Origin of the sequence: Pseudoxanthomonas beigongshangi (assembly GCF_016820515.1) — a bacterium.
GTDB classification, from domain to species: Bacteria; Pseudomonadota; Gammaproteobacteria; order Xanthomonadales; family Xanthomonadaceae; genus Pseudoxanthomonas_A; species Pseudoxanthomonas_A beigongshangi.
On the sequence record NZ_JADHDV010000001.1, the window covers coordinates 232,682 to 258,752 of the forward strand.

General features: G+C 69.3%; 21 protein-coding genes. 12 read left to right on the top strand and 9 right to left on the bottom strand.

Translation table 11 applies throughout. The features are described from left to right. Window positions 1-23 precede the first annotated feature (23 nt). On the bottom strand, window positions 24-1,208 hold the full coding sequence (locus tag IQ458_RS01045) for a glycosyltransferase (protein WP_203321632.1): 1,185 nt from the start codon (window positions 1,206-1,208) through the stop codon (window positions 24-26). A 94-nt stretch (window positions 1,209-1,302) separates the two neighbouring features. Here IQ458_RS01045 and IQ458_RS01050 point away from each other — a divergent pair, with 94 nt between their 5' ends. From IQ458_RS01050 to IQ458_RS01060, 3 genes are all read left to right on the top strand, one after another. Continuing rightward, a complete protein-coding gene (locus tag IQ458_RS01050; RefSeq protein ID WP_192197583.1) occupies window positions 1,303-2,334 on the top strand; it encodes an acyltransferase family protein in 1,032 nt (343 codons plus the stop codon). A gap of 43 nt (window positions 2,335-2,377) precedes the next feature. Next, window positions 2,378-3,850: an oligosaccharide flippase family protein gene (locus IQ458_RS01055; RefSeq protein ID WP_203321633.1), complete on the top strand. Its 1,473-nt coding sequence runs from the start codon at window positions 2,378-2,380 to the stop codon at window positions 3,848-3,850. Window positions 3,851-3,928: 78 nt separating this feature from the next. Continuing rightward, window positions 3,929-4,558, top strand: coding sequence for a hypothetical protein (locus IQ458_RS01060; RefSeq protein ID WP_203321634.1), 630 nt, complete (start codon window positions 3,929-3,931; stop codon window positions 4,556-4,558). A 27-nt stretch (window positions 4,559-4,585) separates the two neighbouring features. Here the strand turns inward: IQ458_RS01060 and IQ458_RS01065 are convergent, their stop codons facing one another. From IQ458_RS01065 to IQ458_RS01090, 6 genes are all read right to left on the bottom strand, one after another. Further along, window positions 4,586-5,686 (bottom strand): GNAT family N-acetyltransferase, encoded by a 1,101-nt coding sequence (locus IQ458_RS01065; protein WP_203321635.1) that lies wholly within the window; start codon window positions 5,684-5,686, stop codon window positions 4,586-4,588. Continuing rightward, window positions 5,683-6,810, bottom strand: a complete 1,128-nt coding sequence (locus IQ458_RS01070) for a GNAT family N-acetyltransferase (protein WP_203321636.1) — start codon at window positions 6,808-6,810, stop codon at window positions 5,683-5,685. The genes IQ458_RS01065 and IQ458_RS01070 overlap by 4 nt, the downstream gene beginning before the upstream one ends. 132 nt (window positions 6,811-6,942) lie before the next feature. Next, window positions 6,943-9,003, bottom strand: a complete 2,061-nt coding sequence (locus IQ458_RS01075; RefSeq protein WP_192197587.1) for an NAD-dependent epimerase/dehydratase family protein — start codon at window positions 9,001-9,003, stop codon at window positions 6,943-6,945. Window positions 9,004-9,020: 17 nt separating this feature from the next. Next, the gene (locus IQ458_RS01080; RefSeq protein ID WP_203321637.1) at window positions 9,021-10,208 is read right to left on the bottom strand and encodes a glycosyltransferase; all 1,188 of its coding nucleotides are present in this window, start codon (window positions 10,206-10,208) and stop codon (window positions 9,021-9,023) included. After that, entirely contained in the window at window positions 10,201-10,812 is a 612-nt protein-coding gene (locus IQ458_RS01085) for a class I SAM-dependent methyltransferase (RefSeq protein WP_203321638.1), read from the bottom strand. The genes IQ458_RS01080 and IQ458_RS01085 overlap by 8 nt, the downstream gene beginning before the upstream one ends. A gap of 25 nt (window positions 10,813-10,837) precedes the next feature. Continuing rightward, window positions 10,838-11,599, bottom strand: a complete 762-nt coding sequence (locus IQ458_RS01090) for a DnaJ domain-containing protein (RefSeq protein ID WP_203321639.1) — start codon at window positions 11,597-11,599, stop codon at window positions 10,838-10,840. A gap of 168 nt (window positions 11,600-11,767) precedes the next feature. On the opposite strand from IQ458_RS01090, the gene IQ458_RS01095 reads away from it, so the two are divergent. The 9 genes from IQ458_RS01095 to IQ458_RS01135 all read left to right on the top strand — a co-directional run bounded on the left by IQ458_RS01095 (window position 11,768) and on the right by IQ458_RS01135 (window position 21,959). Beyond that, window positions 11,768-12,850, top strand: coding sequence for a polysaccharide deacetylase family protein (locus IQ458_RS01095; protein WP_235996556.1), 1,083 nt, complete (start codon window positions 11,768-11,770; stop codon window positions 12,848-12,850). 22 nt (window positions 12,851-12,872) lie between these two features. Then, window positions 12,873-14,168, top strand: a complete 1,296-nt coding sequence (locus IQ458_RS01100) for an O-antigen ligase family protein (protein WP_183642552.1) — start codon at window positions 12,873-12,875, stop codon at window positions 14,166-14,168. Then, window positions 14,165-15,718, top strand: coding sequence for an oligosaccharide flippase family protein (locus IQ458_RS01105; RefSeq protein WP_183642549.1), 1,554 nt, complete (start codon window positions 14,165-14,167; stop codon window positions 15,716-15,718). The genes IQ458_RS01100 and IQ458_RS01105 overlap by 4 nt, the downstream gene beginning before the upstream one ends. Continuing rightward, on the top strand, window positions 15,715-17,055 hold the full coding sequence (locus IQ458_RS01110) for a phenylacetate--CoA ligase family protein (RefSeq protein WP_203321640.1): 1,341 nt from the start codon (window positions 15,715-15,717) through the stop codon (window positions 17,053-17,055). The genes IQ458_RS01105 and IQ458_RS01110 overlap by 4 nt, the downstream gene beginning before the upstream one ends. Next, window positions 17,052-18,206 carry a glycosyltransferase gene (locus IQ458_RS01115; RefSeq protein ID WP_235996557.1) on the top strand — a complete coding sequence of 385 codons (1,155 nt, stop codon included), beginning with the start codon at window positions 17,052-17,054 and terminating at the stop codon, window positions 18,204-18,206. Before IQ458_RS01110 ends, IQ458_RS01115 begins: the two co-directional genes overlap by 4 nt. A 109-nt stretch (window positions 18,207-18,315) precedes the next feature. Next, the gene (locus IQ458_RS01120; RefSeq protein ID WP_183642543.1) at window positions 18,316-18,954 is read left to right on the top strand and encodes a polysaccharide deacetylase family protein; all 639 of its coding nucleotides are present in this window, start codon (window positions 18,316-18,318) and stop codon (window positions 18,952-18,954) included. Between the two features lie 137 nt (window positions 18,955-19,091). Further along, on the top strand, window positions 19,092-20,273 hold the full coding sequence (locus tag IQ458_RS01125; protein ID WP_328805022.1) for a hypothetical protein: 1,182 nt from the start codon (window positions 19,092-19,094) through the stop codon (window positions 20,271-20,273). A 5-nt stretch (window positions 20,274-20,278) separates the two neighbouring features. Then, a complete protein-coding gene (locus IQ458_RS01130; RefSeq protein ID WP_235996571.1) occupies window positions 20,279-21,061 on the top strand; it encodes a glycosyltransferase family 2 protein in 783 nt (260 codons plus the stop codon). 7 nt (window positions 21,062-21,068) lie between these two features. Beyond that, complete coding sequence (locus IQ458_RS01135; protein ID WP_183642532.1) at window positions 21,069-21,959, top strand: glycosyltransferase family A protein; 891 nt, start codon at window positions 21,069-21,071, stop codon at window positions 21,957-21,959. A gap of 26 nt (window positions 21,960-21,985) precedes the next feature. Here the strand turns inward: IQ458_RS01135 and IQ458_RS19820 are convergent, their stop codons facing one another. Both IQ458_RS19820 and IQ458_RS01145 read right to left on the bottom strand, forming a co-directional pair. Then, the gene (locus tag IQ458_RS19820; RefSeq protein WP_183642530.1) at window positions 21,986-23,833 is read right to left on the bottom strand and encodes a heparinase II/III family protein; all 1,848 of its coding nucleotides are present in this window, start codon (window positions 23,831-23,833) and stop codon (window positions 21,986-21,988) included. Between the two features lie 360 nt (window positions 23,834-24,193). Further along, window positions 24,194-26,068: a heparinase II/III family protein gene (locus IQ458_RS01145; protein WP_203321643.1), complete on the bottom strand. Its 1,875-nt coding sequence runs from the start codon at window positions 26,066-26,068 to the stop codon at window positions 24,194-24,196. Window positions 26,069-26,071: the final 3 nt, after the last annotated feature.

The window sequence follows — 26,071 nt, forward strand, 5'->3', positions numbered from 1 at the left end:
GTCGGGTCTCCTTCGCGGCGGAATCAGGTGGAACCGGCGGCGTACAGCGCACGCTCGCCCCGGGCTTCGGCCAGCACTTCCTCGCAGGCCAGCAGGGTGTCCTGGGCGACCTGGCGCCAGTCGCGCGAGAAGCGGCGCGCCAGGGCGGCCTCGTCCCAGTCGCGCTCCAGCGCTTCGCGCAGGCCCTCGGCCAAGGCGGCCGGATCGCGCGCCGGCACCAGCACGCCGCTGGCCGCGTCGACCACCTCGGGAATGCCGCCGACCGGGGTGGACACCACCGGCCGGCCGCAGGCCAGCGCCTCGACCAGCACGTTGGGATGGCCTTCGGAATAGCTGGGCAGGGTGACCAGATCGGAGGCGCACATCCAGCGCGCGACTTCCGCCGGCGGGCGCGTGCCGGCGAAACGCACCGGCAGCTCGCCGGCCACGGCCAGCGCCGCCAGTTCCGCGTGCATCGGGCCTTCGCCCACCAGCACCAGTTGCAGGCGCGGCCGGCTGGCGCGCAGCGCGCCGGCGGCGGCGAGCAGTTCGCGCAGTCCCTTCTCGGGCACCAGCCGGCCCACGTAGGTGACCACTTCGGCGTCCGCGGGCAGATCCAGCGCCCGCCTGGCCTCGGCGCGGTCGGCCGGATGGAAGATGGACGCATCGCAGCCGTTGGGGATGGCGCGGATGCGGTCCGGATGGGCACCGTAGTCGCGTTCGGCGACCCGGCCCAGATCCTCGCTGACCACCAGCAGGCGGCGGGCGGCATGCAGCACCGGGCGGGTCAGCCGGCGGCTGATGGCGTCGCGCACGCGCAGGTCCGAGCCGCGCGCGCCCACCACCAGCGGCACTTCGGCCTGGCGCGCGGCCAGCATCGCCCCGTAAGCATCCGGATAGAGCCAGTAGGACAGCACCAGGTCCGGCGCGAAGGCGCGCAAGGGCGCGGCGATGGCGCGTGCGCACAGCCGGCCGTTGAACGGGCGGCTGACCGCCGGCAGGGCGGGGTAGCGCACGTATTCGACGTCGCAGCCCGGCACGCTGTGGTGCTCGTCCGAGGCCCGGTAGAGGTAGCTGCGCGGCTGCGCCCAGCGCGGATAGGTGGCGACCGGGCTGAGCACGCGCACCTGTGCCAGCCGCGAAAGCTCGCGCACGGTCTGGTAGATCGGGCGGCCGCGGTTGGGCTCGCCGGCAATCGGGAACTGCGAAGTGACGATCAGCAGCCGCATGTCGCCCCGCCTCGGCCGGATGCCGGGAACTGGCCTGTTGCGGGACTCGCTAGCGTTATATCGACCATGCAGTGAACCGGTTCCGGGAGTTGAAGTGGTCCGCGAAAATTCGCCTTCCGTGCGCGTGGTGGAGCTGGATGCCCTGCGGGGCATCGCCGCCGTGGCCGTGATGGCTTACCACTACACAACGCGGTACACGGAGCAGATAGGCCATGCGGGGGGCATGCCGCTGGACCTGCTGGCCGGCAAGTACGGAGTGCAACTGTTCTTCCTGATCAGCGGCTTCGTCATCTTCATGACCCTGGAACGGACCCGGACCGCGATGGATTTCGTGGTCTCCCGATTTTCCCGGCTGTTTCCCGCCTACTGGGCGGCGCTGGCCCTGACCAGCCTGGTGGTCTATTCGATCGGCCTGCCGTTGCAGCAGTTGTCGCTGCACGACTGGGCGCTGAACCTGACGATGTGCCAGGAGTTCCTGGGCGGCGAGCACCTGGACGGTTCGTACTGGACCTTGCAGATCGAGCTCTTCTTCTACGCGCAGATGCTGCTCTGGTACATGCTGGGGCTGCTGAAGCGGATCCACTGGATCATCGCCGGCTGGCTGGTGCTGGCCGCCATCGAAGGGCTGTGCGAGAAGAATGGCTGGCACTTTTCCTACGTGCTGCGCGAACTGCTGATCCTGCGCTTCATCCCGTTCTTCGCGATGGGCATCCTGTTCTACCGGATCCGCCAGAATCCGGAGGAATGGCGATTGAACGCGACCATGATCGGGCTGTGCCTGCTGGCGATCGCGGTCGGCGAGCGGCCGGTGTTCCTGCTGGTGGGCACGGTCTGCTGCGCGATCTTCATCGCCTTCACCCTTGGCTGGCTGCGCTTCCTCAATGTGCGCTTCTTCGCCTGGCTGGGAACGCTGTCCTATTCGCTGTACCTGATCCACCAGGCGATCGGCTTTGCGGTGATCTACCGGCTGGAGCAGTTGGGCGTGCCGAGCCTGGCCGCCTGCGGCGCGGCGGTGGGGGTGGCGTTCGCCCTGGCCGTGCTGCTGAGCCACGGGGTAGAGAGGCCGGCGATGCGCTGGATCCGCTCGGAGTGGAAGCGGCGCGGCATGCGCCTGGAGACCGCGTGAGCACGTACGATGGCGCCCACGCGGGGCGGGGTGGGGACGGGGTTTGAAGGACAGGCACAAGATCGTTTCCGCCGCCGCGTGGAGCATTGGCGCCGGCCTCGCCGGCCGCGCCGTCGGGTTGCTGGGCACGCTGCTGATCGCCCGCCACCTGAGTCCGGACATCGTCGCCGAGGTGACGGTCGCCACCATCATCGCGCTGACCGGCAACTGGATCGGAGCCTGGGGCTGCGGCCAGTACGTGATGGTGCGCGGCGGCGAGGGGCGCGAGGCGATCTTCACCGCCAGCGTGTTCTACCTGCTGGCCGGTTCGCTGGTGATCGCGGCGACCTGGTGGGCCACGCCGTGGCTGGCCGGCTGGCTGCAGGCGCCCAACCTGGCGGCCTACCTGCCCGGTGCCCTGCTGGGCATCGGCATCCGCCGGCTGGGCGCGATCCCCGACAAGCTGCTGGCGCGCGAACTGCGGTTCGGGCGCATCGCCATGGCCACCGCGCTGGGAGACGTGGCCTACGCCACCGTCGCGGTGACCCTGGTGAGCACGACCAATCTCGGCGGTCGCGCGATGATCCTGGGTTTCATCGCCCAGTCCTGCGTGATCGCGGGGATCACCATCACCGGCACCGGCTGGCGCAGCTGGCTGGCGCCGGCCCGCCTGCGCTGGGCGCGGGTGCGCGACATCATCCGGTTCGGCGCGCCGATCACCGGCGAAATCACCCTTGCCGAGGGCGGGCGCTACTGGGACAAGCCGCTGATGCTGCGGCTGGTCGGCGCGCATGACGCCGGCGCCTATGGCATGGCCTTCAACCTGGCGCAATTGCCTGCGGTCTACGTCGGCGGCCATATCGGCACGGTGATGGTGCCGGCGATCGTGCGCGCGGAACCGGCGGCGCGCGCGCCGCTGATCGTCAACGCGCTGGTGGTGGCGGCGGTGCTGCTGTGCCCGATGGCGGCGGGCCTGGCGATGGTCGCGCCGACCCTGGTCGCCGCGTTGCTGCCGCCGACCTGGGCGCTGGTCGCGCCGCTGCTGGGCGTGCTGGCCTTCATGCTCCTGCTGGGACCGGGCAGCTACATCCTGTCCTCGTTCCTGACCTCGCTCGGCCGCAACGCGATCCTCATGTGGATCGAGGTCGCGACGATGGCCGTGCTGTTGGCCGCGTTTGCCGTGCTGGCGCGTTGGGGAGTGATGGCGGCGGCTTTCGCGGTCGGGGTGGCGATGCTGGTGCAGTGGTTGCTGACCGTCCAGGCCTGCCATCGCGATGGCGTGCGGCTCGGACGCCTGTGGTCGCCGCTGTCACGGGTGGTGCTGGCTTGCGTGGCGATGGCGCTGGCGGTGTGGGGCGTGCGCGCGCTGATCGCCGGCCAGGTGCCGGCCGCCGCGCAGCTGCTGCTGGAAGTGGCCACCGGCGTGCTGGCCTATCCGGTGGCGCTGGGCGTTTTTGGCGGCGGGTTGCTGGGGAACCTGCTGCAGTCGGCGGGCCTGGGACGGTTGCCGTTGCTGGGACGCTGGTTGCGCGGTTGAAGAACGGGGTGGTGCGGGGCGATCGCCCCGCGCATGCGGAATCATGGCTTCCAGGGAAGCCGAAGGGGAAGGAAGGGGATGTTCGATTTCAATACCATCGTGCTGTTGCGACGCGAAGCCGGCAGCGCGGGCGACAATCCGCTGGCACCGGAGCAGCGGTTCGTCGAGCTGAGGTTGGGCGACGAGGCGCGGCTGTCGAAGGTGTACCGGCAGCAGGGCCGCACCGGCGACCCGGCGCGCCTGCGCCGGCGCTTCGAGCGCGGTTTCCGCTGTTTCGCGATCGAGGAGGGCGATGAAGTGATCGCCTGGTTCTGGGCGCTGCACGGGGTGCCGCGTTACTTCGACGAGATGGGCTGGCTGTTTCCGCTGGACAGGACCCAGGTCTGGCTGCGCGATGCCTACGTCGTGCCGCGCCGTCGCGGCCGCCGCTTGCTGCTGGCGATGATGGCGATCGGCAGCACGGTGGAATCCGCGCCGCTGGAGTACCTGTCCGATGTCAGCTACATCAATCGTCCGTCGCTGCGTGCGCACCGGACGATGGGCTTCAAGCCGTTCGCGACCGTGTGCAGCCTGATGCTGGGTGGGCGGTTGCTGTGGCGGAGCCAGCCGCCGACGCTGCTGCCGGCGCCCACGGCGCTGCATCCGCACAAGCGCCTGCTGTGGTTGAGCGCCGAGGAGCGCGCCTGGCATCGCACCGAGATCGCCTGAGCCGCCGGTGCGTGCGGACGGCGGGTTTCAGTCGTCGTGGCCCAGCCGGTACGCCAACGGCCGCAGTGCGCGCGCCGCCGACAGCCAGCGATTGGCCGCGGATCCGGCGGCGAGCACGCCGGACACCATGACCTGCTGATCCGGCAGCAGCTCGGCCAGGTAGGAGTTTTCCTGCGCCTGGCTGTCGAACTGGCGCAGGTGCGGCCAGCGCGCATGCATCGCTTCGAACAGCTGCCACTCATTGAGCCGGCCGGGGCTGGCCTGGCGATACTCGGGATCCCAACCGGTCTTGAAGCCGCTGAGGACCTGGCCCGACATCAGGTTGCTGGTCGAGGCGATGACCTTGCCCGCGCACAACGTCTCGACGAACACCAGCGCGCCGGTCGGCGCCAGCCGCGCCGCCATTTCAAGGAAGAAGCCGCGCTGGGCCGCGCTGGCATGCAGCGAACTGCCGGCCTCGCCCTTCCAGCCGGCGTGCTCGAGCGCGAGGTGCCGTTCGGCCGCGGCCTGGTCGGCATCTCCCCCCTGCAGGATGCGGGTGGCGACTTCGCCCTGGTCCTGCAGGCGGCGCAGGCGTCGACGCAGATCCTTGAGCACCGAAGCGCGCATGCGCGCGGCGGTGGAGATCCCCGCCCTGGCGCGCAGCACCGGTCGCTGGAAGCGCCGGGTTTCGTGCCATTGCAGGCGTGGATCACGGGTGGCCCACAGCGCCGCCGACAGCGGGCATTCGGCCACCAGGTTGTGCAACAGCAGTACCGGGGCCGGCGACCGCGGCTGCGCCATCAGATCGATCATCGCGGCGGCGACCGTCTCGGCGGCGCCGGGCGCATGCAGCAGCCCGGACTGAAACGCGTGCGCATGGCGATAGCCGCGCCAGTGCGGCAGCGGCACGAACAGGTTGGGCCGCCGGCGTTCCAGGCAGGCCAGGCCGATCAGTGCGCCGCCGCCGTCGCGCACGCGCAGCAGCGTCGGCGGGGTGTGCGGCGTCAACCAGCGCGCCGCCGCCTGCACGAAGCCCGGCATCAGGAATGGATTGGATGCCGCGCTGGTGCCGGCCAGGGCCTCCCATTCCGCGAAGTCGGCGGCCTGCAGGCGATCCCAGGGATCCAGGGCGACCGTGGCGGTCATGCCGGCACGGTTCCATGCTTGCGGCCGCGCAATGCATCCATCACCCGCGTGCGCAGGCCCACGCGATCCACCGACAGCCAGGCCATGCGGCCTTCGGCCATCGCCAGCACGCGCTTGTAGTCCATGTCGCCGGCCATCAGTTCGTAGCGCGACTGGCCCTCCTGGATCGCGTGCTGCACCGCTTCGGTCAGCAACAGGAGTCCGGGACTGCCGCAGTCGCCGATGCGCGGGTAGTCGATGCCGGCCTGGTAGAAGCAGACCACGCCGCGCGACACCAAGTGGTAGAGATAGCCGACCACATGCCCGCCGGCCTGGAAGCGCAGCAGTTGCGCGCCATGTCCGGGCTCGGAGTCGGCGATCAGCTGGCGATGGAAGGCGACGATGCGCGGATCGGCGAACGCGCCCTGTTCACCGGCTTCGGCGGTCCAGTGCGCCTGATGCAGCGCGACCAGGCCATCGAAGAACGCCAGCCGCTCCTGGGCCGTGGCCGCCACGGCCACCTGCAGTTCGCCCCAGCGTTCGCCCAGCCTGCGGGCGGTGCGGCGCACGCGGGCGCGGGTGTTGCGTCCGAGCACGCTGGACAGGTACAGGCCGTGGTCTTCGCGCAGGCCGGTCAGATCGATGTACGGCGTCGGCCGCTTGAACATGCGCAGGCGGAGATCCGGCGCGCGCATCTGTTCCAGCGGAATGCGATCGACCTCGATGCCCGGCAGGAACAGGGTGAGCCAATGACGCTCGTGGCGATGCAGGTGATCCACGAATGCCACCAGGGTGTCGCTTTCCAGTCCGGCCTCGCTGAGCAGGCCGTTGAATTCGATGGTCAGGCTGTCGAGCGCGCGGTCGCCCACCTGGTGCAGCCGCAGGTGAGTGGGTCCCAGGCCGAAGAAACGGCGGCGCGCGGTGACGATGCCCAGCCCGACCAGGCGCTTGTTCAAGTAGACCGACGCCAGCCGCGCGGTCCTGCGCGGGCAGATCAGCTTCAGCCAGGTGCCGATCCACAGCCAGCTGAGGAACACGCTGCAGTAGGAGCGGCTTTCCAGCTCCTCCCAGCGCAGGCGCAGGACCTCGAGATCCGGCAGCGGCTCCAGGCGGACTTCGAATGAGCGGGTGGCGGGCGAGAGCATCGCGGGTTTCTCGTATCCGTGGAGAGGCGTCACCACGACCCCGCGCGACCGCGCGGGATCAGGGCGGGTGATGCAAGAGCTGTGCCACGCGGGCGCGCATCGGCGGAAGGAGCGGGAAGGAACGCGACGCGGTCAACCGAACGTCGCATCCAGCCCCTGCTCCACGCCCACGCGCGGCGTCCAGCCCAGCTGTTCGCGCGCGGCGGTGGTGTCGAAATTGGCCAGCGGCCGCAGCGAACGCACGCGGTAGCGGGTCAACGGCACGTCGCGCTTGAGCAGCTTGCCCAGCAGTTCCACGCCCCAGCCCAGCAGCATGAAAATCCCCACCGGCACCCGCAGCCGCTTGAGTTCGCCGCCCAGCTTGCGCTGCGCGCGCTGCAGGTAGGCTTCCTGGGTGACGGCGGAGGTGTCCACGATGTTGAAGATGCGGCCGGGCGCACCGGGCGCGTCGGCCGCCTGCACCAGCGCGTCCACCACGTCGTCGATGTAGACCAGCGGCAGGGTCTGCGCGCCGCTGCCCACCGCGACCCAACGACCGGCCAGGCCGATGACGCCGTTGGGGGTGACCTTTTCCGCGCCCGGGCCGAAGATCTGGCCGGGCCGCAGGATCACCGCCGGCAGGCCCTGGCGCTCGATCGCCTCGCGCACATGGCGCTCGGCGCTCAGCTTGGTCTGGGTGTAGGCGCCGCGCCATTCCGGATGCGGTTCATAGGCGGAGGATTCGTTCATCACCGCGGTCGGCGCGCGGCCGGCGTGATCGAACACGCTCATCGAACTGACGTAGACCAGACGGCGGCTGCCATGGGCCAGGCAGGCGTCGACGACGTTGCGTGTTCCCCACACCGTGCCGGCCTCGAAATCGCGCGGTCCGCCGCGCATGGCCGCGCCGACGTGATAGACCACGCCCGCGCCCTTGACCGCGTGGTCGACGATGCGCGGGTCGCCCAGGTCGCCGATCACCGACTGCACGCCGGGATCCTGTGCATAGGCGGCGACCGGACGACGCACCAGCACGCGCACGCTGCGGCCCTCGGCGCGCAGGCGCGCGACCAGCCGGCGGCCGAGGAACCCGGCGGCGCCGGTGACCAGCGCATCGACGGGCGGCAATTCGGTGTAGCGGCTTTCCAGCAGCGCCAGGCGCTGGCGATCCGGTTCGGCGCACAGCGGTTCCAGCAGGCGCGCGATGCGCAGCGCGTCCTCGCCGGTGAACGGCGGTGCGGCGCCATCGCGCGCGGCCTGCGCGAATGCCTGCGCGCCGTGGCGGATGCCGGGCGAGGGCTTGAGCATCCCGGTGGCGAAGCGCACCACGTTCCAGGGAATCCGGAACACGTCCTTGAACGCGCTGATGAAAGAGTTGGCGACGATGCCGATGAACTTCGGGCCGGGCAGCACGCGGTGGACGCGGCAGGTCTGCAGGAAACGATCGACCTCGATGGTGCCGCGGGTGCCGCGCACGAACACGCGGTTTTCCATCGGCCGCGCGTTCCAGGACAGCAGCAGCCGGCCGGTGCCGCGCGCGGCGCGCACCTGCGCCTGCCACTCGTCGAAGTGCAGGTTGGGATCGGCGCCGCGGGCCTGGAATGCGACCTCGGCATGTTCGATGTCGCCGAGGAACGCCTCGATGGTGTACAGGCCGTGCACGCCGAGATCGCGGAACGGATAGGAACCCTGGGTCACCGAACCGGGCAGCGGGCCGCCGGCGTAGGGCGGATATTCGGAATTGCGGATGATGTCGACCGACACCACTTCGCCGATTTGGCCGTCGCGCACGGCCTGCAGGGCCTGCATCAGCACCGGGTCGAACAGGTCCGAATGGTTCACGCCCAGCAGCAGGCCGCGGCTGCGGGCGCTGGCTATCATCGCTTCGCAATCGGCCACGCTGTCTGCCATCGGCTTTTCGACCAGCACGTGGCAGCCCATGTCCAGCGCCGCCAGGGCGATGGCCGGGTGCGACGAAGGCGGGGTGAGCACGTACACCGCCTGCGGCTGCGCGTCGGCGAGATCCTCCAGGCGCGCGGCCGCGCGCGCCACGCCGAAACGCTGGGCCAGCGCCTGCGCCGCCGGCAGCTGGCTGTCGCAAATGCCGACCACGTCGACGAAATCCAGGCGCTTGAGCGCGGCCAGGTGGTGGGTGGCGACATAGCCGGCGCCGACGATGGCGACGCGCAGCCGGGTGGAAGCGGAAGCGGGCATGGGGGTATTGAGCATGATCAGGAAAGGGGGCGTTGGCGTTGCAGGGCTTGCGCGAGGGTTTCGAGCACCGTGTCCACGCGGCGATCCCAGGTCTGGTCGGCGACCGCGGCGATGCGTTCGGCGGCGGCTTGGGGCGTGTCCTCGGCCAGCGCGCTTTCCAGCGCGCGCAGGTACTCCTCGCGATCGCGGGCGATGCGCACCCAGCGCGAGAACTTCTCGATTTCGGGGTTGTGCACGCTCACCACCGGCTTGCCGGTGGCCAGGTACTCGCGCAGCTTGAGCGGATTGGAGTTGGCCACCTGGCGATTCATCCGGTACGGGATGATCGCCACGTCGAAGGCCTTGGCCCATTGCGGCAGGGTGGCGTAGGGCTGGGCTCCGGCCAGGCGCACGTTGGGCAGCGCGCGCAGTTCGCTCACGTCGGCGGCGGCATGGCCGACCAGCAGGAAGGTCCACTGCGGGCGCTGGCGCGCCAGCCATGCAATCAGGTCCAGGTCGATCCATTCGTGCAGCGAGCCGATGTAGCCAATCACCGGCCCGGGCAGGTCGCGCGCGGCGGCGGGCAGTTCGGTACCGGCCTCGCTAGCGCGGCGGAACAGATCCACGTCCACGCCGTGCGGGGAGTAGACCGTGCGCGGATTCAGTTCGCGCTTGCGCGCCAGCAGCGCCGGCGGGGCGACGAACTGGAGGTCGGCGGCGCGGCTCAGGGCTTCGTCGCGACGACCGATCAATTCCGGATCCACGCCCGGGTGCGCGGCGTAGTCGTCGATGCAGTAGTACACGCAGAACTCCTCGCCCAGGCGCCCGGCCAGGAAGCCCGGATGCGGAACGGCGAACCAGGAGATGCGCCGCTGGATGCCGACCGCGCGCAGCGCGCGACGCACGGCCCAGCGCCCGAACAGGCGGTTGAACGCGTCCACGCCGGGAATGCGCCGGAACGGCAACTGCGGCACGGTGCAGCGCCAGAATCCCTCGCGGATGCGTTCGGGGCGGCGCAGCGCCGCGCTCAGCTTGCGCCATGCCTTCTTCAGATCCCGTCCGGACGCATTGGGCGCGCGCATGCCGGGGGAATCCACGTACAGCACCGGCATGTGGCCGGCCAGGCGGGTGGCGATGTGGTGGCTGCTGGTGCGGTTTTCCGCGTTCCAGTCGTTGCCGAAATAGACCACGCCCAGCCCCTGCAGGGTCGTATCGGCGTCAGTCATCGCGCCACCATGCGATCAGCCAGGCAGTGGCGCCATGGTGGATCCAGTCCTTGCGCACGCCCGGGATGTCTTCCACGTGCGGGCCGATCCGCCCGCAGGCCGGCGCGAAGAATGTCACCAGCCCGTTGCGGCCCAGGTGACGCATGCGCGCGATCGTGGCGGCGGGCTCGCTCAGGTAGTAGAGCACTTCGCAGGCGGTGACCAGATCGAAGCGGTGGCGCTGTTCGCCCCAGGGCTGGTGGAACAGGTCGGCGGCGGCGAAATGCGCGCGCGGCAACCGCGCCTGCGCGCGCGCCACCGCGTGCGCGCTGACGTCCAGGCCGTACTGTTCATCGCTCAGGCGCGCCAGGTATTCGGTCTGGTGGCCTTCGCCGCAACCGATCTCGAGCACGCTGCCGACCCGGCCGAAGGCCTGTTCGATCACCTGGTTGGTGGCCTCGAAGCGGGTCCGCTCCATCGCCGAATCCATGTTCCAGGGATCCTCCATGCGATAGGCCATGTCCAGCCGCGCATGGTTGTCGCTGCCGCCGACGCCGCGCAGCGCGTACTTCATCCACAGGCGTCGCTGCGCCTTCTTCAGCAGTCCGGCGGTGCCAGCAAACATTCGAATCCCCCTGAACCTTCGTCCTTCAGCAGTGCGGCACCTCCTCGGTCGCCGCATGCGCGCTTGCCTCGTCCACCCGCAGCGGCCGCAGTGGCGAGCTGTACCAGCCCGCCACCCTGCCGCAGCGGAACTCCACCCACGAAGGGCCGTAGTCCCAGCGGGCCGCGTGCTCGCCATCGGGCTCGCCGAGGATGCGCCGGGCCTGCCGGGTGTCCATGCCGACGGCAAGCCGGCTGGTGATCTCCGGTGTGCCCAGTCCCGGCGAAACCGCGTCACCGGGACCTGCGGGATCCAACGAGGGCGTGGCGCTCTTCTGAGCGCCCCACCAGTACAGCACCAGCGCGAGCAGCGCCAATATCAGCAAGTAACGGCGACGACGCGGAAATCCGGTCACCGGGTCGGGCACGGGTTCCTCGTCGGCATCGTTGGCCGGTTCGGAATCGCGGGTCCAGCGCGCCTGCTCGGCGGCGAACGCGAGCGCGGGACCCGGCGCCGGGGCAGGAGGGAAATCGTCCACCAGCACGGGAGCATCGTGGCCGTCGTCCGGCGACACCGGTGTCGGCCGCGATGCGCCGGGCAGGCGGCCGTGGGCGCGGTGGAATTCCAGCGCCGCCGCGTACATGCGGTTCAGCCGCTGCAGTCGCGCGACGTCGGCGGGATGGCGCTGGTGATCCGGATGCAACTGCATCACCCGGCGCCGGTAGGCATGCTTGAAAAGCTGCATGCTGCACTCCGCGTCCAGCCCCAGTTCGTTGTACAACGCGACGAAGTCGGTATCGTCCGACATGCAGGACACGCCCCTGATAATCCCCGTTTACGTTAGCGCAGCGCGCTTGCGTTCGCCTGCCAGACGACAAACCGGAGCGGATGCGGCCAACCGGCGCCGGCGTGGCCGGATTCGGCAGCAATCCGCGTATTCAGGGCATCGGGCATGGTTGCCGGATGCGGATGGATGATGGCCAGGGGAGCATCGAAACAGGCAAGGGAGCGTGCGGGCCGCAGGCAACTGCTGGCGCGCTGGTGCCACCGTGCCGGCGTGCTGCCGCTGCTCGGCAGGATGCGGCTGGGCTCGGGCGACGCGGTGCGCGTGCTGGCCTATCACCGGGTACTGGAATCGGCCGAACCGGCCGACTTCAGTTTCGACACCGACCTCATCAGCGCCTCGGCGGATGCGTTCCGCCAGCAGATGGCCTACCTTAAGCGCCACTTCGTGCCGATGACTTTCGCACAGGTGCTGGATCACCTGGACCAGGGCCGGCGGCTTCCCCGCGGTGCGGTGCTGGTGACCTTCGACGACGGCTACGACGACAACTACCGGATCGCCTTCCCGATCCTGCGCGAGTTGGGCATGTCGGCGATGTTCTTCGTATCGACCGGCCATATCGATTCCGGCCGTCCCTACGCATATGACTGGCTGGTGCACATGGTGTGTTCGACCCCGGCCGCGCGCCTGCAGGCGCCGGAGCTGGGTGTGGACTGGGCGCTGGGCCCGGACCTGGGCGAACGCCGCGCGCAGGCCTCGGAATTGCTGGACCGGCTCAAGTCGCTGGATGACGAGGGCCAGGGCGCGCTGATCGCGCGGCTGGAGCGCGAGTGGAGCCTGCCGCGCTCGGAGGGACATCCCCATTGCCGGCCGATGACCTGGGACCAGTTGCGCGAAATGCGCGCGGCGGGCATGGAAATCGGTTCGCACGGCGTGGACCACCGGATGCTGGCCAAGCTGCCGCGGGATCGGATGGTTGCCGAGGTGCAGGGTTCCAAGCAGGCGCTGGAGCGCGAACTGGGCGGCCCGGTCGCGGTGCTGTCCTATCCGGTCGGCGGGCCGGACGCGTTCGACGGCGACACGGTCGAGGCGGTGCGGGCGGCGGGATTCCGGATGGCCTGCAGCTACGTGGCCGGCACGCGCGCGATCGAGGCCACCACGCTGTACTCGGTGCCGCGGTTGCCGGTGGAACGGCAGATGGACCGGGAATGGTTCGAGGCGATGGTGGCGGTGCCGGAGGTGTTCAGCTACACATCAAGGTTGCGCACAGGTTGAACGAGCGGAGCGACAGGGGCTGATGTTCTTTTTCTTGTTGGTGTATCTGGCGCTGGTGATCATCCGGCCCCAGGACTATCCGGCCATTGCCGAGAACCCGGGGCCGCCGCTGCAGTCGATTGCGCTGCTGCTGGCCGCCGGCCTGTGGGTGTTCTCCGCGCGCAAGTCGTTCTCGGCGCCGCAGTACCTGCTGATACCGTGCTTCCTGTTCGTGGCCATGGTTTCCAAGGTGGTGAACGGCTGGCCGGGCGGCGCGCTGTTCGTGTTCTTCATCTTCGCGCCGGTGCTGCTGGCCTACGTGCTGCTGGCCAACGCGGCCCACACCCGCGAGCGGCTGGAAACGGTGATGGCGGTGCTGACCATCTGCGCGGGCGTGCTGGCGCTGCATGGCGTGGAACAGGCCACCATCGGCATCGGCTGGACCGGGGTGGAACTTTCGCAGGGCACCCGCATCCAGTACGTGGGCATCTTCAATGATCCCAACGACCTGGGCCTGTTGTTCGTGATGTGCCTGCCGATGGCCTTTTACTTGAGCGCGCGGGGCGGCCTGATGGGCCTGCGCCGCCTGTTCTGGCTGGCGGTGGCCGGCCTGCTGGTCTATGGCTGCTACCTGACCAACTCGCGCGGCACCCTGCTGGCGCTGGTCGCGCTGCTGGGCGTGTACGTGTGGCGCAAGCGCGGCATCTTCACCGCCGGCCTGCTCGGGGTCGCGGCGCTGGGCGGGCTGATGATGCTGCCCTCGCGCCTGCAGGACATGGAGGTCTCCGAAGCCTCCGCGATGGGCCGGGTGGACTCCTGGTACGAAGGCATCCAGATGTTCATCGGCAACCCGGTGTTCGGCATCGGCGCCGGTGGCTACTCGGATCTGCACGAGCTGACCGCGCACAACTCCTTCGTGCTGGTGCTGGCCGAAATGGGCATCATCGGTTTCACCCTGTGGCTGGCGATCGTCGGCTACAGCTTCCGGATGATGCTGGCGCCGCTGCAGCGCGGCGACGACATCATCAACGACGTGCCGCCGGAAGTGCCGGACGATGAGGCGCTGGCGGACTGGCGCAAGGATCGCGCGCTGACCCTGACCCTGCTGATGTCGCTGAGCGGCTTCATCACCGCCGCGTTCTTCCTCAGCCGCAGCTACGTGATCATCCTGTACCTGCTGATCGCCATCGTGGTCGCCCACTACACCCGCCTGCGCGAGGTCTACCCGAGCCTGCCCGCGTTCAGCCTGGACAAGGACCTGCTGCGCTGGCCGATTTACGCCGTAATCGGCGTTATCGGGCTGTACGTGGTGGTCAAGGTCCTCCTGGCAATGGCATGAACAGTCGGTCGCGCACCCTCAGCAACACCCTGTTCTCCTCGGTGGGCACCTACACCGAGTACGTGCTGGGCATGCTCACCTCGATCGTCATCGCCCGGCACCTGGGGCCGGACGGTTTCGGTACCTACAGCCTGGTCATCTGGCTGGTGGCGATGGGCGTGGCGATCACCAACTCGGGCACCGCCAGCGCGGCGATCAAGTTCGTCGCCGAACTGCGCGGCACCGAGCGCACGGAGATGGTGCCGTACCTGCTGGACTACCTGCGGCGCGCGCAGCGGATTTTCCTGCTGGTGGTGCTGCTGGCCGGCGCGGCGGTATTCATCTTCGGCGGCGACCACATCGCCCCGGGCATGAACCACAAGTTGCTGCTGGGTTTCCTGGTGGTGGCGGTGGCGTTGCGCTCGTCGTACATGTTCAACATCGGCGTGGCCAAGGGCTTCGAGAATTTCCGCGCCACCGCGACGGTGGCGCTGGTATCCACGCCGATCAACCTGCTGCTGGTGCTGCTGGCCTGGCGGCTGGATGCGCCGGTGGAGTGGCTGCTGGCGGTGTTCGTCATTTCCAGCTTCGTGTTCTTCGGCATCTCGTTCCGCCAGATCGCACCGATGGTGCCGGCGCGCCAGCCGGGCGTGCAGTTGCCGGCCCCGCTGCTGGCGCGGGTACGACGGCACATGGGCTGGACCGCGCTGACGGTGTCGGTCGGCTTCATGGCGGCCAGCGAAGTTGAAGTGATGTTCCTGAACATGTACGCCGACAGCCATGCCGCCGGCCAGTTCAAGGTCGCCTACCAGTTGGCCATCGGCGCGGCGATGCTGGTGCCGGGCGTGTTCGGGGCGCTGCTGCTGCCGATGATGGCCAATGCATTGAGCCGCGGGCGCGAGATCGCCGCGCAGCGCTTCGTCGCCACCACCGGCTATCTCGTCCTGCTGGCCGCGCCGCTGGCGGCGTTCGGCGTGGTGTTCTGCAACGACGTCATCCATTTGCTGTACGGCCGCGAGTACTACGCGGCCGGGCCGGTGTTCGCGGTCTGCCTGGTGGCGGCCTGCCTGACCGCAATGACCCAGGGCGGCTCCAGCCTGCTGGTCAGCGCCGATCGCCAGCGCAGCATCCTGGTGCTGGTGATCATCTGCGCGCTGCTCAAGGTGGTCCTGGACGCGGTGCTGATCGCGCATTTCGCGCTGAAGGGCGCGGTGGTCGCCTACATCACCGTCGCCACCGTCAACGCGGCGGTCTACATGACCCTGGCCACCCGGGTCAGTCACGCGCAGCCGGAATGGGCGCGGCTGGCGCGCATCCTGCTCGCCGCCGCGCTGGCCGGTCTGCTCGCCTGGCCGTTGCGCGGCCTGCTGCCGATCGCCTCCGTGCTGGCTGGCGGAACGGTCCTGGTCCTGGCCTACGTACCGTTGACGCTGCTGCTGGGGTGCTGGAGCCGCGGCGATATCGAACACCTGCAGCACCTGCACCAGCGCTTCGCCGCGGGCCGTCCACGGCTGGGCGCACGTTTCCTGGCCTGGGCCTACCAGCGCGCGCCGGGGGAGGGCACCTCATGAGCCTGTACGAACCGCTGTTCCGGCGCGTGTTGTTCCCGCTGTACGAATCCGGCCTGCGCCGACGCAAGACATTGCGCTACCTGGACGAGTACGAGCGCAGCCAGACACTGGACGAGGAGGCGCTGCGCGCGCTGCAATGGCGCAAGCTGCAGCAACTGCTGCGCCATTGCTGGGAGCAGGTGCCGTTCTACCGGCGGACCTGGAGCGAGCTGGGCATCCGCTCGCCCGAGGACATCCGCGACCAGGACGATTACGCCCGCCTGCCGTTGCTGGACAAGCCGACCATCCGCGCCAACTTCGAAGAGCTGATCGCGACCAACCGGCGCGAGGGCCTGCTGTACAAGACCACCGGCGGATCCACCGGCGAACCGCTGAAATTCGGCTACACCCACGAAAGCTACGAGCGCCGCATGGCGATCATGTGGCGCGGCTACGGCTGGGCCGGCGCGCGCCTGGGCCAGCGCACGCTGTACCTGTGGGGCACGCCGGTCGGCGCGCAGAAGCGCAAGGATCGCCTGTACCACGCGGCCTTCAACCGCTACATGCTCAGCGCCTTCGAGATGAGCGATGCGCGCATGGCCGAGTATGCCGACGCCATCGACCGGTTCCGCCCCGAGACCATCGTTTCCTATGTCGCGCCGATCGTGAAGATGTCCGAATGGCTGATCGCCAACGGCCGCCGCGTGCATCGGCCCCAGCGCATCCTCGGCGCGGCCGAGACGCTGCACGAGAGCCAGCGCGCGTTGATTGAGCAGGCTTTCGGTTGTCCCGCCTACAACACCTACGGCTGCCGCGAGTTCATGCTGATCGCGGCCGAGTGCGAGCACCGCAAGGGGCTGCACATCAACGTCGACCACCTGCACGTGGAACTGGGCGCGGGCGTTGGCGACGACGCTGCCGGCCCGCACGAGATCATCGTCACCGACCTGCACAACCTGGGCATGCCGCTGCTGCGCTACGTCAACGGCGACCTGGCGACACCGGGGCAGGGGCGCTGCAGCTGCGGACGCGCGTTGCCGCTGCTGGCCAGCGTCGATGGCCGCAAGCTGGACGCCCTGCGCACGCCGGACGGCCGTTACATTCCCGGCGAGTTCATCGTGTACGCTTTCCTGGGCGCCACCGGCATCCGCCGCTACCAGGTGGTGCAGAAGCGCCTGGACGCCTTCGAGATCACCTTGGTGCGCGATCATGATTTCGATCCGTCGGTGGTCGAACGGATGGGCGCGGAACTGCGCAAGGTGATCGGCCAGCAGGTCGCGCTGGATTTCCGCTTCGCCGACGACATTCCGCTGACCGCGACCGGCAAACAACGCGTGACGGTATCTGAACTGACATGAAGGGTATGGAAGTCATCCACTTCGTCGAGAACCTGGAGCGCGGCGGGCTTGAGCGCACCGTCATCGATCTGGTCGCGGCCCAGCGCGACGCCGGCCACGAGTGCCGGGTGATCTGCCTGTTCGAGCCCGGCCAGTTGGCATCGGAACTGACCGCGCAGGGCGTGGAAGTGACCGCCTGCCACAAGCGGCGGGGCCTGGACTGGTCGGCGGTGCGCCGCGCCCGCGCGCTGCTCCGCCGCCACCCCGGCGCGGTGCTGCATACCCACAACGCCACCGCGCACTACCATGCGGTGCTGGCGGCCTGGGGCCTGCCGCTGGCGCGGGTGATCAACACCCGCCACAGCATGGGGGCCGTGGATCCGCGCAGTCGCAAGGAATGGCTGTATCGCCGCAGCATGCGCCTGACCGACTACGTCGCCGGCGTGTGCGAAGCCGCGCGCCGGTGTTTCGACGACCAGGGCGTGCGCCCGCGCGAGCGCCTGCTGGCGGTGCCCAACGGCATCCGCCTGGAACGCTTCCAGGCCGCCGATGCGGCCGGGCGCGCGGCGCTGGCCGCGGAGCTGGGCTGGCCCGCCGACTGCCGCATCATCGGCACGGTCGGGCGGCTGCAGCCGGTCAAGGAGCAGCAGGGACTGTTGCGCGCGTTCGCGAGCTTGCGTGCGGAGATGCCGCAGGCGGTGCTGGCGGTCGTCGGCGATGGCGCCCTGCGTGCCCCGCTTGAACGCCTGGCCGGTGAATTGGCCCTGGGCGATGCCGTGCGTTTCCTTGGCGACCGCAGCGATGTGCCGCGGCTGCTGACCGGGATGGAAGTGTTCGCACTGCCTTCGCGCAGCGAGGGCTATTCGATCGCGTTGCTGGAGGCCTGCGCCGCGGGCCTGCCGATCGTGGCGACCGACGTCGGCGGCAATCGCGAGATCGTTCGCGACGGCCACAACGGAAAACTGATCGCCCCGGGAGATCCCGACGCGCTGGCGGCGGCGCTGCTGGCCCTGCTGGAAGCGCCGGAGACCGCGATGCGGATGGGCCGTGCCGGCCGGGACTGGGTGCTGGCGGAAGGTTCGTTCCGGACCATGGCGTTGCGTTACGAACGCCTGTATGCCGGCCAGCCGAGCGCGCTGGGCGAGCTGGCTCCCGAGGTGGAGGTCGGCTGATGCGCGCGATTCGCCACATTGTCATCCGCAACCGTCATGATCCGCGTGCGGCCTCGTGCGCGGGCGCGCACCGCGGCATTTATTTCCCCGAATCCGGACCCTACGCCGCATGAACCCCCGGCCGCGCCGCCTGAAAGTCCTGCAATGGATGCCCAATGCCTGGCTGACCACCGCTGGCCCGGCTGACGGCCGCGCGATCTACCTGACCTTCGACGACGGCCCGCATCCCGAGCACACCGCGCCGCTGCTGGACCTGTTGGCCGAGCACGATGCGCGGGCCAGCTTCTTCCTGATCGGCCAGCAGATCGAACGGCACCCGGAGCTGGCCCGGCGGATTGCCGCCGAGGGGCACACGCTGGGCAACCATTCGTTCTCCCATCCGCGATTCGAAACGCTGTCGCTGCGGCAGCAGTTCGAGGAGATCGATCGCACCGACCGGCTGCTGACCGCCATCAACGGCCGCGAGCGACATGGCTTCCGGCCACCGCGCGGCGTGCTGTCGCTGCCGATGATCGCCCGCTGCATCCGTGAGCGCCGCCGTATCCTCTACTGGTCCTACGACAGCCTGGACTACAGCCGGCGGTCCGCCGGCGAACTGCTGGAAGTCATCGAACGCCATCCGATGCGGCCCGGCGAAATCGTGCTGATGCACGATGACAGCCAACTGTCGCTGGACCTGCTGCGCGAGCTGATCCCGGGCTGGAAGGCGGCCGGCTTCGCGCTGAGGGCACTGCCCACGCCGGAATGAATGCACTGGCGGGAGAGCCCCACCGCCCGTGAGCCCGTGGCCGGTTCGCCCCCCGCACCGCGTTGTTGGGAATGGCGGCAGACGCCGGACGAAGGCAGCGACAGGGGGAAGGCTTGAACGTTCTGACAGGAGTGGCCGTGCTGGCCGCCATCGTGGCGCTCGGTGCCTTCGCGATCTGGCGCCTGCTGCGCGCCCGCAACATGGAAATCTGGATCGGCAGTTACCTGCGCCGCAAGCCGCCGCAGGTCACCGGCCGGCCGGTCCACGTGATGTTCTGCTTCGTCGATCACTTCGAACCGATGTGGCGCGGCGCCGATCTGGCCACCCAGCGCACGCGGGTGGATCGCTGGTGCCGCGAGTACAGGGACATGGCCGCGCGCCACCGCGACGCGGACGGGCGCCCGCCGCAGCACAGCTTCTTCTATCCGGAAGAGGAGTACGCGCCGGAACACCTGGAGAAGCTGGCCGAACTGTGTGCCGATGGTTACGGCGAAATCGAGGTGCACCTGCACCACGACAACGACACCGAGGCCAATTTCCGCCAGAGCATCACCCGCTTCTGCCATATCCTGCACGAGCGGCACGGCGCGCTGCCGCGCGATCCGGCCAGCGGTGAACTGCGCTTCGGCTTCATCCACGGCAACTGGTGCCTGGACAATTCGCGTCCCGACGGCCGCTGGTGCGGCATCGACAACGAACTGATCCTGCTGCGCGAGCTGGGTTGCTACGCCGACTTCACCATGCCCTCGGCGCCGAGCGATACCCAGACCCGGATCATCAATTCGATCTACTACGCCACCGACGATCCGCACGCGCCCAAGTCGCACGACGACGGCACCCCGGTGCGGGTGGGCGGTACGCCCAGCGGCGACCTGATGCTGATCCAGGGACCGCTGGGACTGAACTGGCGGGACCGCCGGATGGGCCTGATCCCGCGCATCGAGAATGCCGACGTGCGCGGCGGCCAGCCGCCCACCGCCGAACGCGTGGACGCGTGGGTGCGTACCGGCGTGCACGTCGAGGGCCGGCCGGAGTGGGTGTTCATCAAGATCCACACCCACGGCACCCAGGAAGCGGACATGGACACGCTGCTCGGCGCGCCGGTGGATGCCATGCACGCGCATCTGGAATCGGTCTACAACGATGGCCAGCGCTACGTGCTGCACTACGTCAGCGCGCGCGAGGCCTACAACATCGCCAAGGCCGCCGAGGCCGGGCGCCAGGGCAATCCCAACGACTACCGCGATTTCGTCCTGCCGGCGCCGCGTTCGTCGTGGGCGGGCTCGGGTCGCAACACGGTCGCCCGGGACGCCGCGTGAACACCATGGCCGCCCGCTCGCCCGCGCAGGACGCCGACACGCTGGTGAGCGTGATCATGCCGGTCTACAACGCCGAGCAGACCCTGCGGCGTTCGGCCGACTCGGTGCTGGCGCAGAGCTTCGGGCAGCTGGAACTGATCCTGATCGACGACGGCTCGCGCGATGGTTCCGCCGCCATCGTCGAGGAACTGGCGCGCCGCGACGAACGCGTCGTGGCCGTGCGCCAGCCCAACGGCGGAGTGGCGGCGGCGCGCAACACCGGGCTGCGCGCCGCGCGCGGCACCCACATCGCCTTTCTCGACAGCGACGACTGGTGGGAACCGAGCAAACTGGAACTGCAGCTCGCGCGGATGCGTGAGACCGGCGCGATGGTCTGCTACGCCAGCTACCAGCGGGTGGCGGAGGACGGTCGCCTGTTGTCGAAGGTGTCGCCGCCGCTGGAAGTCGACTATCGCCGCATGCTGGGCAGCAACCACATCGGCAATCTCACCGGCATCTACGACCGCCGCCTGGGCGAGGCTTCGTTCCAGAAGATGGGGCACGAGGACTACGTGTTCTGGCTGGATCGGGTGCGCCGCGCCGGCAGCGCGGTGCGGGTGCCGGGCGACGCCCCGTTGGCGTACTACCTGGTGCGCAATGGTTCGGTGTCGGCCAACAAACTGCGCGCTGCCGGTTGGCAGTGGCGCATCTATCGCCAGGTCGAGGGACTGAGCGCGCCGCGCGCGGCCTGGTACATGCTCCAGTACATCCGGCACGCGCTGTGGAAGCGCAAGCCGGTGACGACCTGATCCGACGATGACAGCCACGCCCGAAGCCACCGACTCCTATGCCGTCGTGATTCCCGCCTACAACGCCGCCGCGACCATCGCGGTGGCGCTGGACAGCGTGTTCGCCCAGACCGTGCCTGCCCGCCAGGTGATCGTGGTGGACGATGGCTCCGCCGACGGCGACCGGCTGGCCGAGGTGCTGGCCGGCTACGGCGGGCGGGTGCGCCTGCTGCGCCAGGCCAACGCGGGTCCCGCCGCCGCCCGCAACGCCGGCGCGCGCGCCTGTGCCGGCGAATGGATCGCGTTCCTCGACGCCGACGACAGCTGGTTGCCGCACAAGCTTGAACGGCAACTGGAACTGGGGCGCGATCCGCGCGCCGGCCTGCTGCATGGTCGCGCGCGCGCGGCGGCGCTGCCGCCGGAACTGGATTTCGACGCCCTGTGGGAGTGCAACCGGGTCTGTACCTCGATGACGGTGGTGCGCCGGCAGGCCTTCGAGGCGCTGGGCGGTTTCGACGAATCGCCGGAACTCGTGGGCGCCGAGGATTACCACCTTTGGCTGCGCATCGCCCACGCCGGCTGGCGGGTGCTGGCATGCGGCGAACTGATCGGGCGCTACACCCCGGCCGCCGGCAGCATCACCAGCCGCATCGAACGCTGCGCACGAGCGGAACTGCACAACGCCGTGACCCTGGGCAGGACGCTGGGCGTGCCGCAGGCGCGGGTGGACGCCAAGCTGCGGGCCATCCGCACCGACTTCGGCCAGCACCTGCTGCACGCGCGCAACATCCGCGGCGCGCGCAGGATGTTGTCGCAGGCGTTGGCCAGCCGGATGTCGCTGCGTGGCCTGGGCCTGTGGTCGGCCACTTTCGTGCCGACTCCGCTCCTGGACCTGCGTCGCCGCCTGCGCAACGGCTGAGCGTCGCGCAGGCGGGCCAGGCTGGATCAGATCTCGCTCAGCTCCACCACGTAACCGCTGGTGCCGCCGGTCACGTCGATGCGATAGCGCGCGCCGTCCTCGACGTACTTGCCCGAGCTGAAATTGCTGTTGATGGTGGCGTTGGCCGGCTCGAGCACCCGCACCCGCAGGCGTCCGGCGACCGCTTCGCGGCTGTTCACCAGGGTCGGCGCCACCGGTACGTTGACCTGGAAGGTCGCGGTGGTGCCGCTGGTGACGGCGAACTGATCGCGCACGGTCAGGCGCCGGTTGGCGAAGGTGAACTGGCGCTGCCAGGAGGTCACCGCGGTGTTGTCGCAGAAGGCCGGGGTCAGGTTGGCATTGGCGGTGAACGAACCGCCGGAACCCGGGCTGACGCTGAGGGTGGATGCGCGGGTCGTCGACTCGCACTGGCGGACCACCGTGCCGTTGCGGGCGAACCGCACGATGTTGTGGACATCGGTTCCCTGGTTGATGCCGCTATGGCTCCAGATATTGGCGGTCACCGCCAGCCAGTCACCGGCGAACAGGGTGAACGATCCCTGGTCCTGGTGCGCATGGCTCTCGTTGTACGGGCCGGCGACGATCGCCACCCACATCGCGCTGCGATCCCAGCCGGTGCGGGCGAACAGATGGCCCACGCCTCTGGCGTGATAGACCAGCGTGCTGGGTTGGACCGGAGTGGAGCCCGCGGGCAACAGGTCGTAGCGATAGTTGAAACCCGAGGTCATCTGCGCCACTGAAATGTTGCGCAGCCACCAGGTGGCGACATTGCTTGCCTCGGCGGTGGTGGCGAGTTGGCGTGCTTCCAGCACGAGCCGGCGATGGTAGTCGTACAGCTCCGGAACCGAGTTGCGCGCCTGGTCGCCGATCGGGGCGAAGCGATCCATCGTCGGTACGGTGGCATGTGCCCAGTAGTAGATGCTGTCGGTCGCGTGCGGGCTGGCCGACGCGAGATCCGTGCCCGTCGCGTCGCGCCACAGCCGGTACAGCGAGAACAAACGCATGTGCGAGGTGCCGTAGCCGGTGCCTTCGCTGCTGCCGCCGCCGGGCAGGCGGGCAAAGTACTCGCGCAGCGCGGGCAGCTTGTTGGTCTGCAGGAAGTTCTTCCAGGTGCTGCTCTTGCTGGCCAGCGCCCAGTACATGGTCGCTTCCAGGAAGCTGTAGTAATAGTTGTTGCCCGGGTTGCTGGTGGACCAGCCCGACCACGGGAACGAACGCCCGCCCCATTGCGCGCTGTTGTAGTTCCAGATGTTCCAGACGGCCTGCTCGGCGTAGGCGGACCAACGGCTGCGCTGGCTGGCGGTGAGGAAGCTTCCGCAGGTGTCCAACGTGGTCGCCACGTCGGCGATCATGGTGCCGACTTCCAGATAGGAGTCGTTGGAGACCGCGGGGCGGCCGCCAGCGGCGATGGCGGCTTCCGCCTCCGTCACCTGGCGTTCGGTGATGTTGATGGCCAGCGTGCAGTACCGGGTTTCCGGCGACAGCTGGTACATCATCGCCGCCTCGCTGGCGGTGAACCCGTAACCCGTGCCGCCGTTGCCGACGGCCGCATCGACCCAGTTCTTGAAGCGGGTATAGGCGGCGGAACTGCGGTTTACGTACAGGCGCGCGGAGGGCAGGGCGACCAGGCGGGGCTGCGAAGAGTTCTGCGCGCTCGCGCCGCCGGTGACCGGCACCTGCACGGAGGGAGGAATGACCGGTGTTTCGCCGGCGGCCGGCTTGCGGACGCCGAGACGCACGAACGGGGTACGCGCGAACGTCCCGATCTGGGCGGCGGCGGCACGCACATCGTGCCAGACGCGAACCGTGGTCCATTGGGCGCGCTGGCCCAGCAGACCCGCGGCGCTGGCCACGCCGAGTCCCGCCAACAGGGGCAGGGCAATGAAGAAAGAAAGGGCGAAACGGCGCCAGCGGGCGGACCGCGGCGGGCGGGGGACACCGGAAAACGGGATGCGCGACAAGGGGATCTCCTGGCAAGGAAACCGCGCGCAGAAAGGAAAGACACGACCTGTGGATGATCGCCCGCTGCGGCTCCCCCTAGCCACATCGACCCGCGCAACGGCGAGCGCATCATAGCCGCATAACGGACTCGACCGCCGATAGCGGCCCCTGCGGCACCTGCTTGTTCAGGTTTTAGATCGTTTGGTGGGGAAGTCGTGACGATGACAAGACCCGAACAGCGGCGTCACCGGAGTGGAACTGTGACGGAAGCATCATTGTTCACTGAGTTCGACCAGATAGCCAGCCTGACCGCCTTCCACGTCCAGCCGCCAGCCGCTGCGGAACTCCTGCGCGTCCACGCTGCTCCAGTCGTGCGCGCGCAGGGTGGCGCCGGCCGGTTCCAGCACCCGGATCTTCAGCCGCCCGGCCTGCGCCTCGTTGCCCTGGATGCGTGGCTTCTCCGGCACGTTGACCTGGAAGATCGCGCGCGTGCCCGCGCCGAGCTTGAAGGTGTCGCGCACCAGCAGCTTGCGGCCGCCGAAATCGATGCGTCGCTGCCAGCTGTCCAGCGCGGGATTGCCGCGGTAGACGGGGGTCAGGTCGGCGGTCGCGGTCAGTCCGCCATCCGGATTGCGGGTCAGGCTGAGTTTGGAGCGTGACTGCGGTGATTCGCACTGGTGGACGACCACGTCGCCGCGCGGCGCGGCGCACTGCTGGGCGTCGGGGTTGCTGCGTTCGAAGCGGACCACGTTGTGGACCGGCGTGCCCTGCTGGATGCCGCTGTGGCTCCAGACGTTCTCGCTCACCGCCAGCCAGTCGCGTGCGAACAGGGTGAACGAACCCTGGTCCTGGTGCGCATGGCTCTCGTTGTAGGGACCGGCGACGAACGACAGCCACATCGCGTCCTTGTCCCAGCCGGTGCGGGCGAACAGATGGCCCGCGCCCTCGGCCAGGTAGATCAGATCGGTCGGCGCCGCACCGCCTTCGCCGGCGGGCAGCAGATCGTAGCGGCTGTTGAAGCCCTGGCTCATCCGCGGCACCGAGATGTGGCCCAGCCACCAGGACGACATCGCCAGCGCATTCGGTTCCTGGGTGAGCTGGCGCGCTTCCAGCACCAGCCGGCGGTGGTAGTCGAACAGTTCCGGAACCGAGTTGCGCGCCTGGTCGCCGATCGGCGCGAAGCGATCCATCGTCGGTACGGTCGCATGCACCCAGTAGGCGATGCTGTCGTGCGCGTGCGGATTGGCATTGGCCAGATCCTCGCCGGTGCTGTCGCGCCACAGCCGGTACAGGCCGAACAGGCGCATCTGCGCCGCGCCGTAACCGGTTCCTTCGCGGCTGCCGCCGCCGGGCAGGCCGGCGAAGTACGCCTGCAGCGGCGGCAGGCGGCGCTCGCGCAGTTCCTTCATCCAGGTCGGATTGCCGCTGACCAGCGCCCAGTACATGGTCGCTTCCAGGAAACTGTAGTAGTAGTTGTTGCCGGGATTGTCGATCGACCAGCCGCTCCACGGATGCGCCTTGCCGCCCCACTGCGCCTGCGCCGGATGCCAGACATTCCACACCGCCTGCTCGGCATAGTCGGACCAGCGCTTGCGCCGCGCGGCGTCGATGTCCGCCGGGCAACTGTGCAGGGTCATCGCCAGGTCGGCCAGGTGCGGGCCGACTTCCAGGTAGGAGTCGCCGGAGATCGCCGGACGGCCGCCGGAGGCGATCGTCGCCTCGGCTTCGGATACCTGCTGCTCGACCATGCGCACGGCCAGGTCGCAATACTTGGCGCCATCGCTGAGCAGGAACATCAGCGCCGCGTCGCCGGCGGCGAATGCGTAGCCGGGGCTGCCGGCCACCGCGCTGTCGACCCAGCCGCGGAAGCGCGAGTAGGCCGACGAACGCCGGTCCACCCGTGAAAGTTCGAGGTTCAGCGCATCCTTGCCGGTCGCCGCCGCCATCGCGGGTGCCGCCGGTGATGGCGCCTCGGCCGGTGGAGGCGGCGGCGTGGCGGCCTTCTGTTCCGGCAGGCCGGCGCCGGTTTCGCTGCACTGGCCCATCGCCGCGGCCAGCAGGGCCAGCGCCAGCAGGAACACGCTGGGCCAGCCATGGCTCTTCATGCGCGAAGCGGGCGACGGGGAAGGCGAGGGGCGCGTGCGCATGAT

Bases quoted from the DNA above. Each gene is read 5' to 3' on its own strand.
- IQ458_RS01045 (WP_203321632.1), bottom strand. From the start codon at position 1,208: ATGCGGCTGCTGATCGTCACTTCGCAGTTCCCGATTGCCGGCGAGCCC.
- IQ458_RS01060 (WP_203321634.1), top strand. From the start codon at position 3,929: ATGTTCGATTTCAATACCATCGTGCTGTTGCGACGCGAAGCCGGCAGC.
- IQ458_RS01065 (WP_203321635.1), bottom strand. From the start codon at position 5,686: ATGACCGCCACGGTCGCCCTGGATCCCTGGGATCGCCTGCAGGCCGCC.
- IQ458_RS01070 (WP_203321636.1), bottom strand. From the start codon at position 6,810: ATGCTCTCGCCCGCCACCCGCTCATTCGAAGTCCGCCTGGAGCCGCTG.
- IQ458_RS01075 (WP_192197587.1), bottom strand. From the start codon at position 9,003: ATGCCCGCTTCCGCTTCCACCCGGCTGCGCGTCGCCATCGTCGGCGCC.
- IQ458_RS01080 (WP_203321637.1), bottom strand. From the start codon at position 10,208: ATGACTGACGCCGATACGACCCTGCAGGGGCTGGGCGTGGTCTATTTC.
- IQ458_RS01085 (WP_203321638.1), bottom strand. From the start codon at position 10,812: ATGTTTGCTGGCACCGCCGGACTGCTGAAGAAGGCGCAGCGACGCCTG.
- IQ458_RS01090 (WP_203321639.1), bottom strand. From the start codon at position 11,599: ATGTCGGACGATACCGACTTCGTCGCGTTGTACAACGAACTGGGGCTG.
- IQ458_RS01095 (WP_235996556.1), top strand. From the start codon at position 11,768: ATGGCCAGGGGAGCATCGAAACAGGCAAGGGAGCGTGCGGGCCGCAGG.
- IQ458_RS01100 (WP_183642552.1), top strand. From the start codon at position 12,873: ATGTTCTTTTTCTTGTTGGTGTATCTGGCGCTGGTGATCATCCGGCCC.
- IQ458_RS01105 (WP_183642549.1), top strand. From the start codon at position 14,165: ATGAACAGTCGGTCGCGCACCCTCAGCAACACCCTGTTCTCCTCGGTG.
- IQ458_RS01110 (WP_203321640.1), top strand. From the start codon at position 15,715: ATGAGCCTGTACGAACCGCTGTTCCGGCGCGTGTTGTTCCCGCTGTAC.
- IQ458_RS01115 (WP_235996557.1), top strand. From the start codon at position 17,052: ATGAAGGGTATGGAAGTCATCCACTTCGTCGAGAACCTGGAGCGCGGC.
- IQ458_RS01120 (WP_183642543.1), top strand. From the start codon at position 18,316: ATGAACCCCCGGCCGCGCCGCCTGAAAGTCCTGCAATGGATGCCCAAT.
- IQ458_RS01130 (WP_235996571.1), top strand. From the start codon at position 20,279: ATGGCCGCCCGCTCGCCCGCGCAGGACGCCGACACGCTGGTGAGCGTG.
- IQ458_RS01135 (WP_183642532.1), top strand. From the start codon at position 21,069: ATGACAGCCACGCCCGAAGCCACCGACTCCTATGCCGTCGTGATTCCC.
- IQ458_RS01145 (WP_203321643.1), bottom strand. From the start codon at position 26,068: ATGCGCACGCGCCCCTCGCCTTCCCCGTCGCCCGCTTCGCGCATGAAG.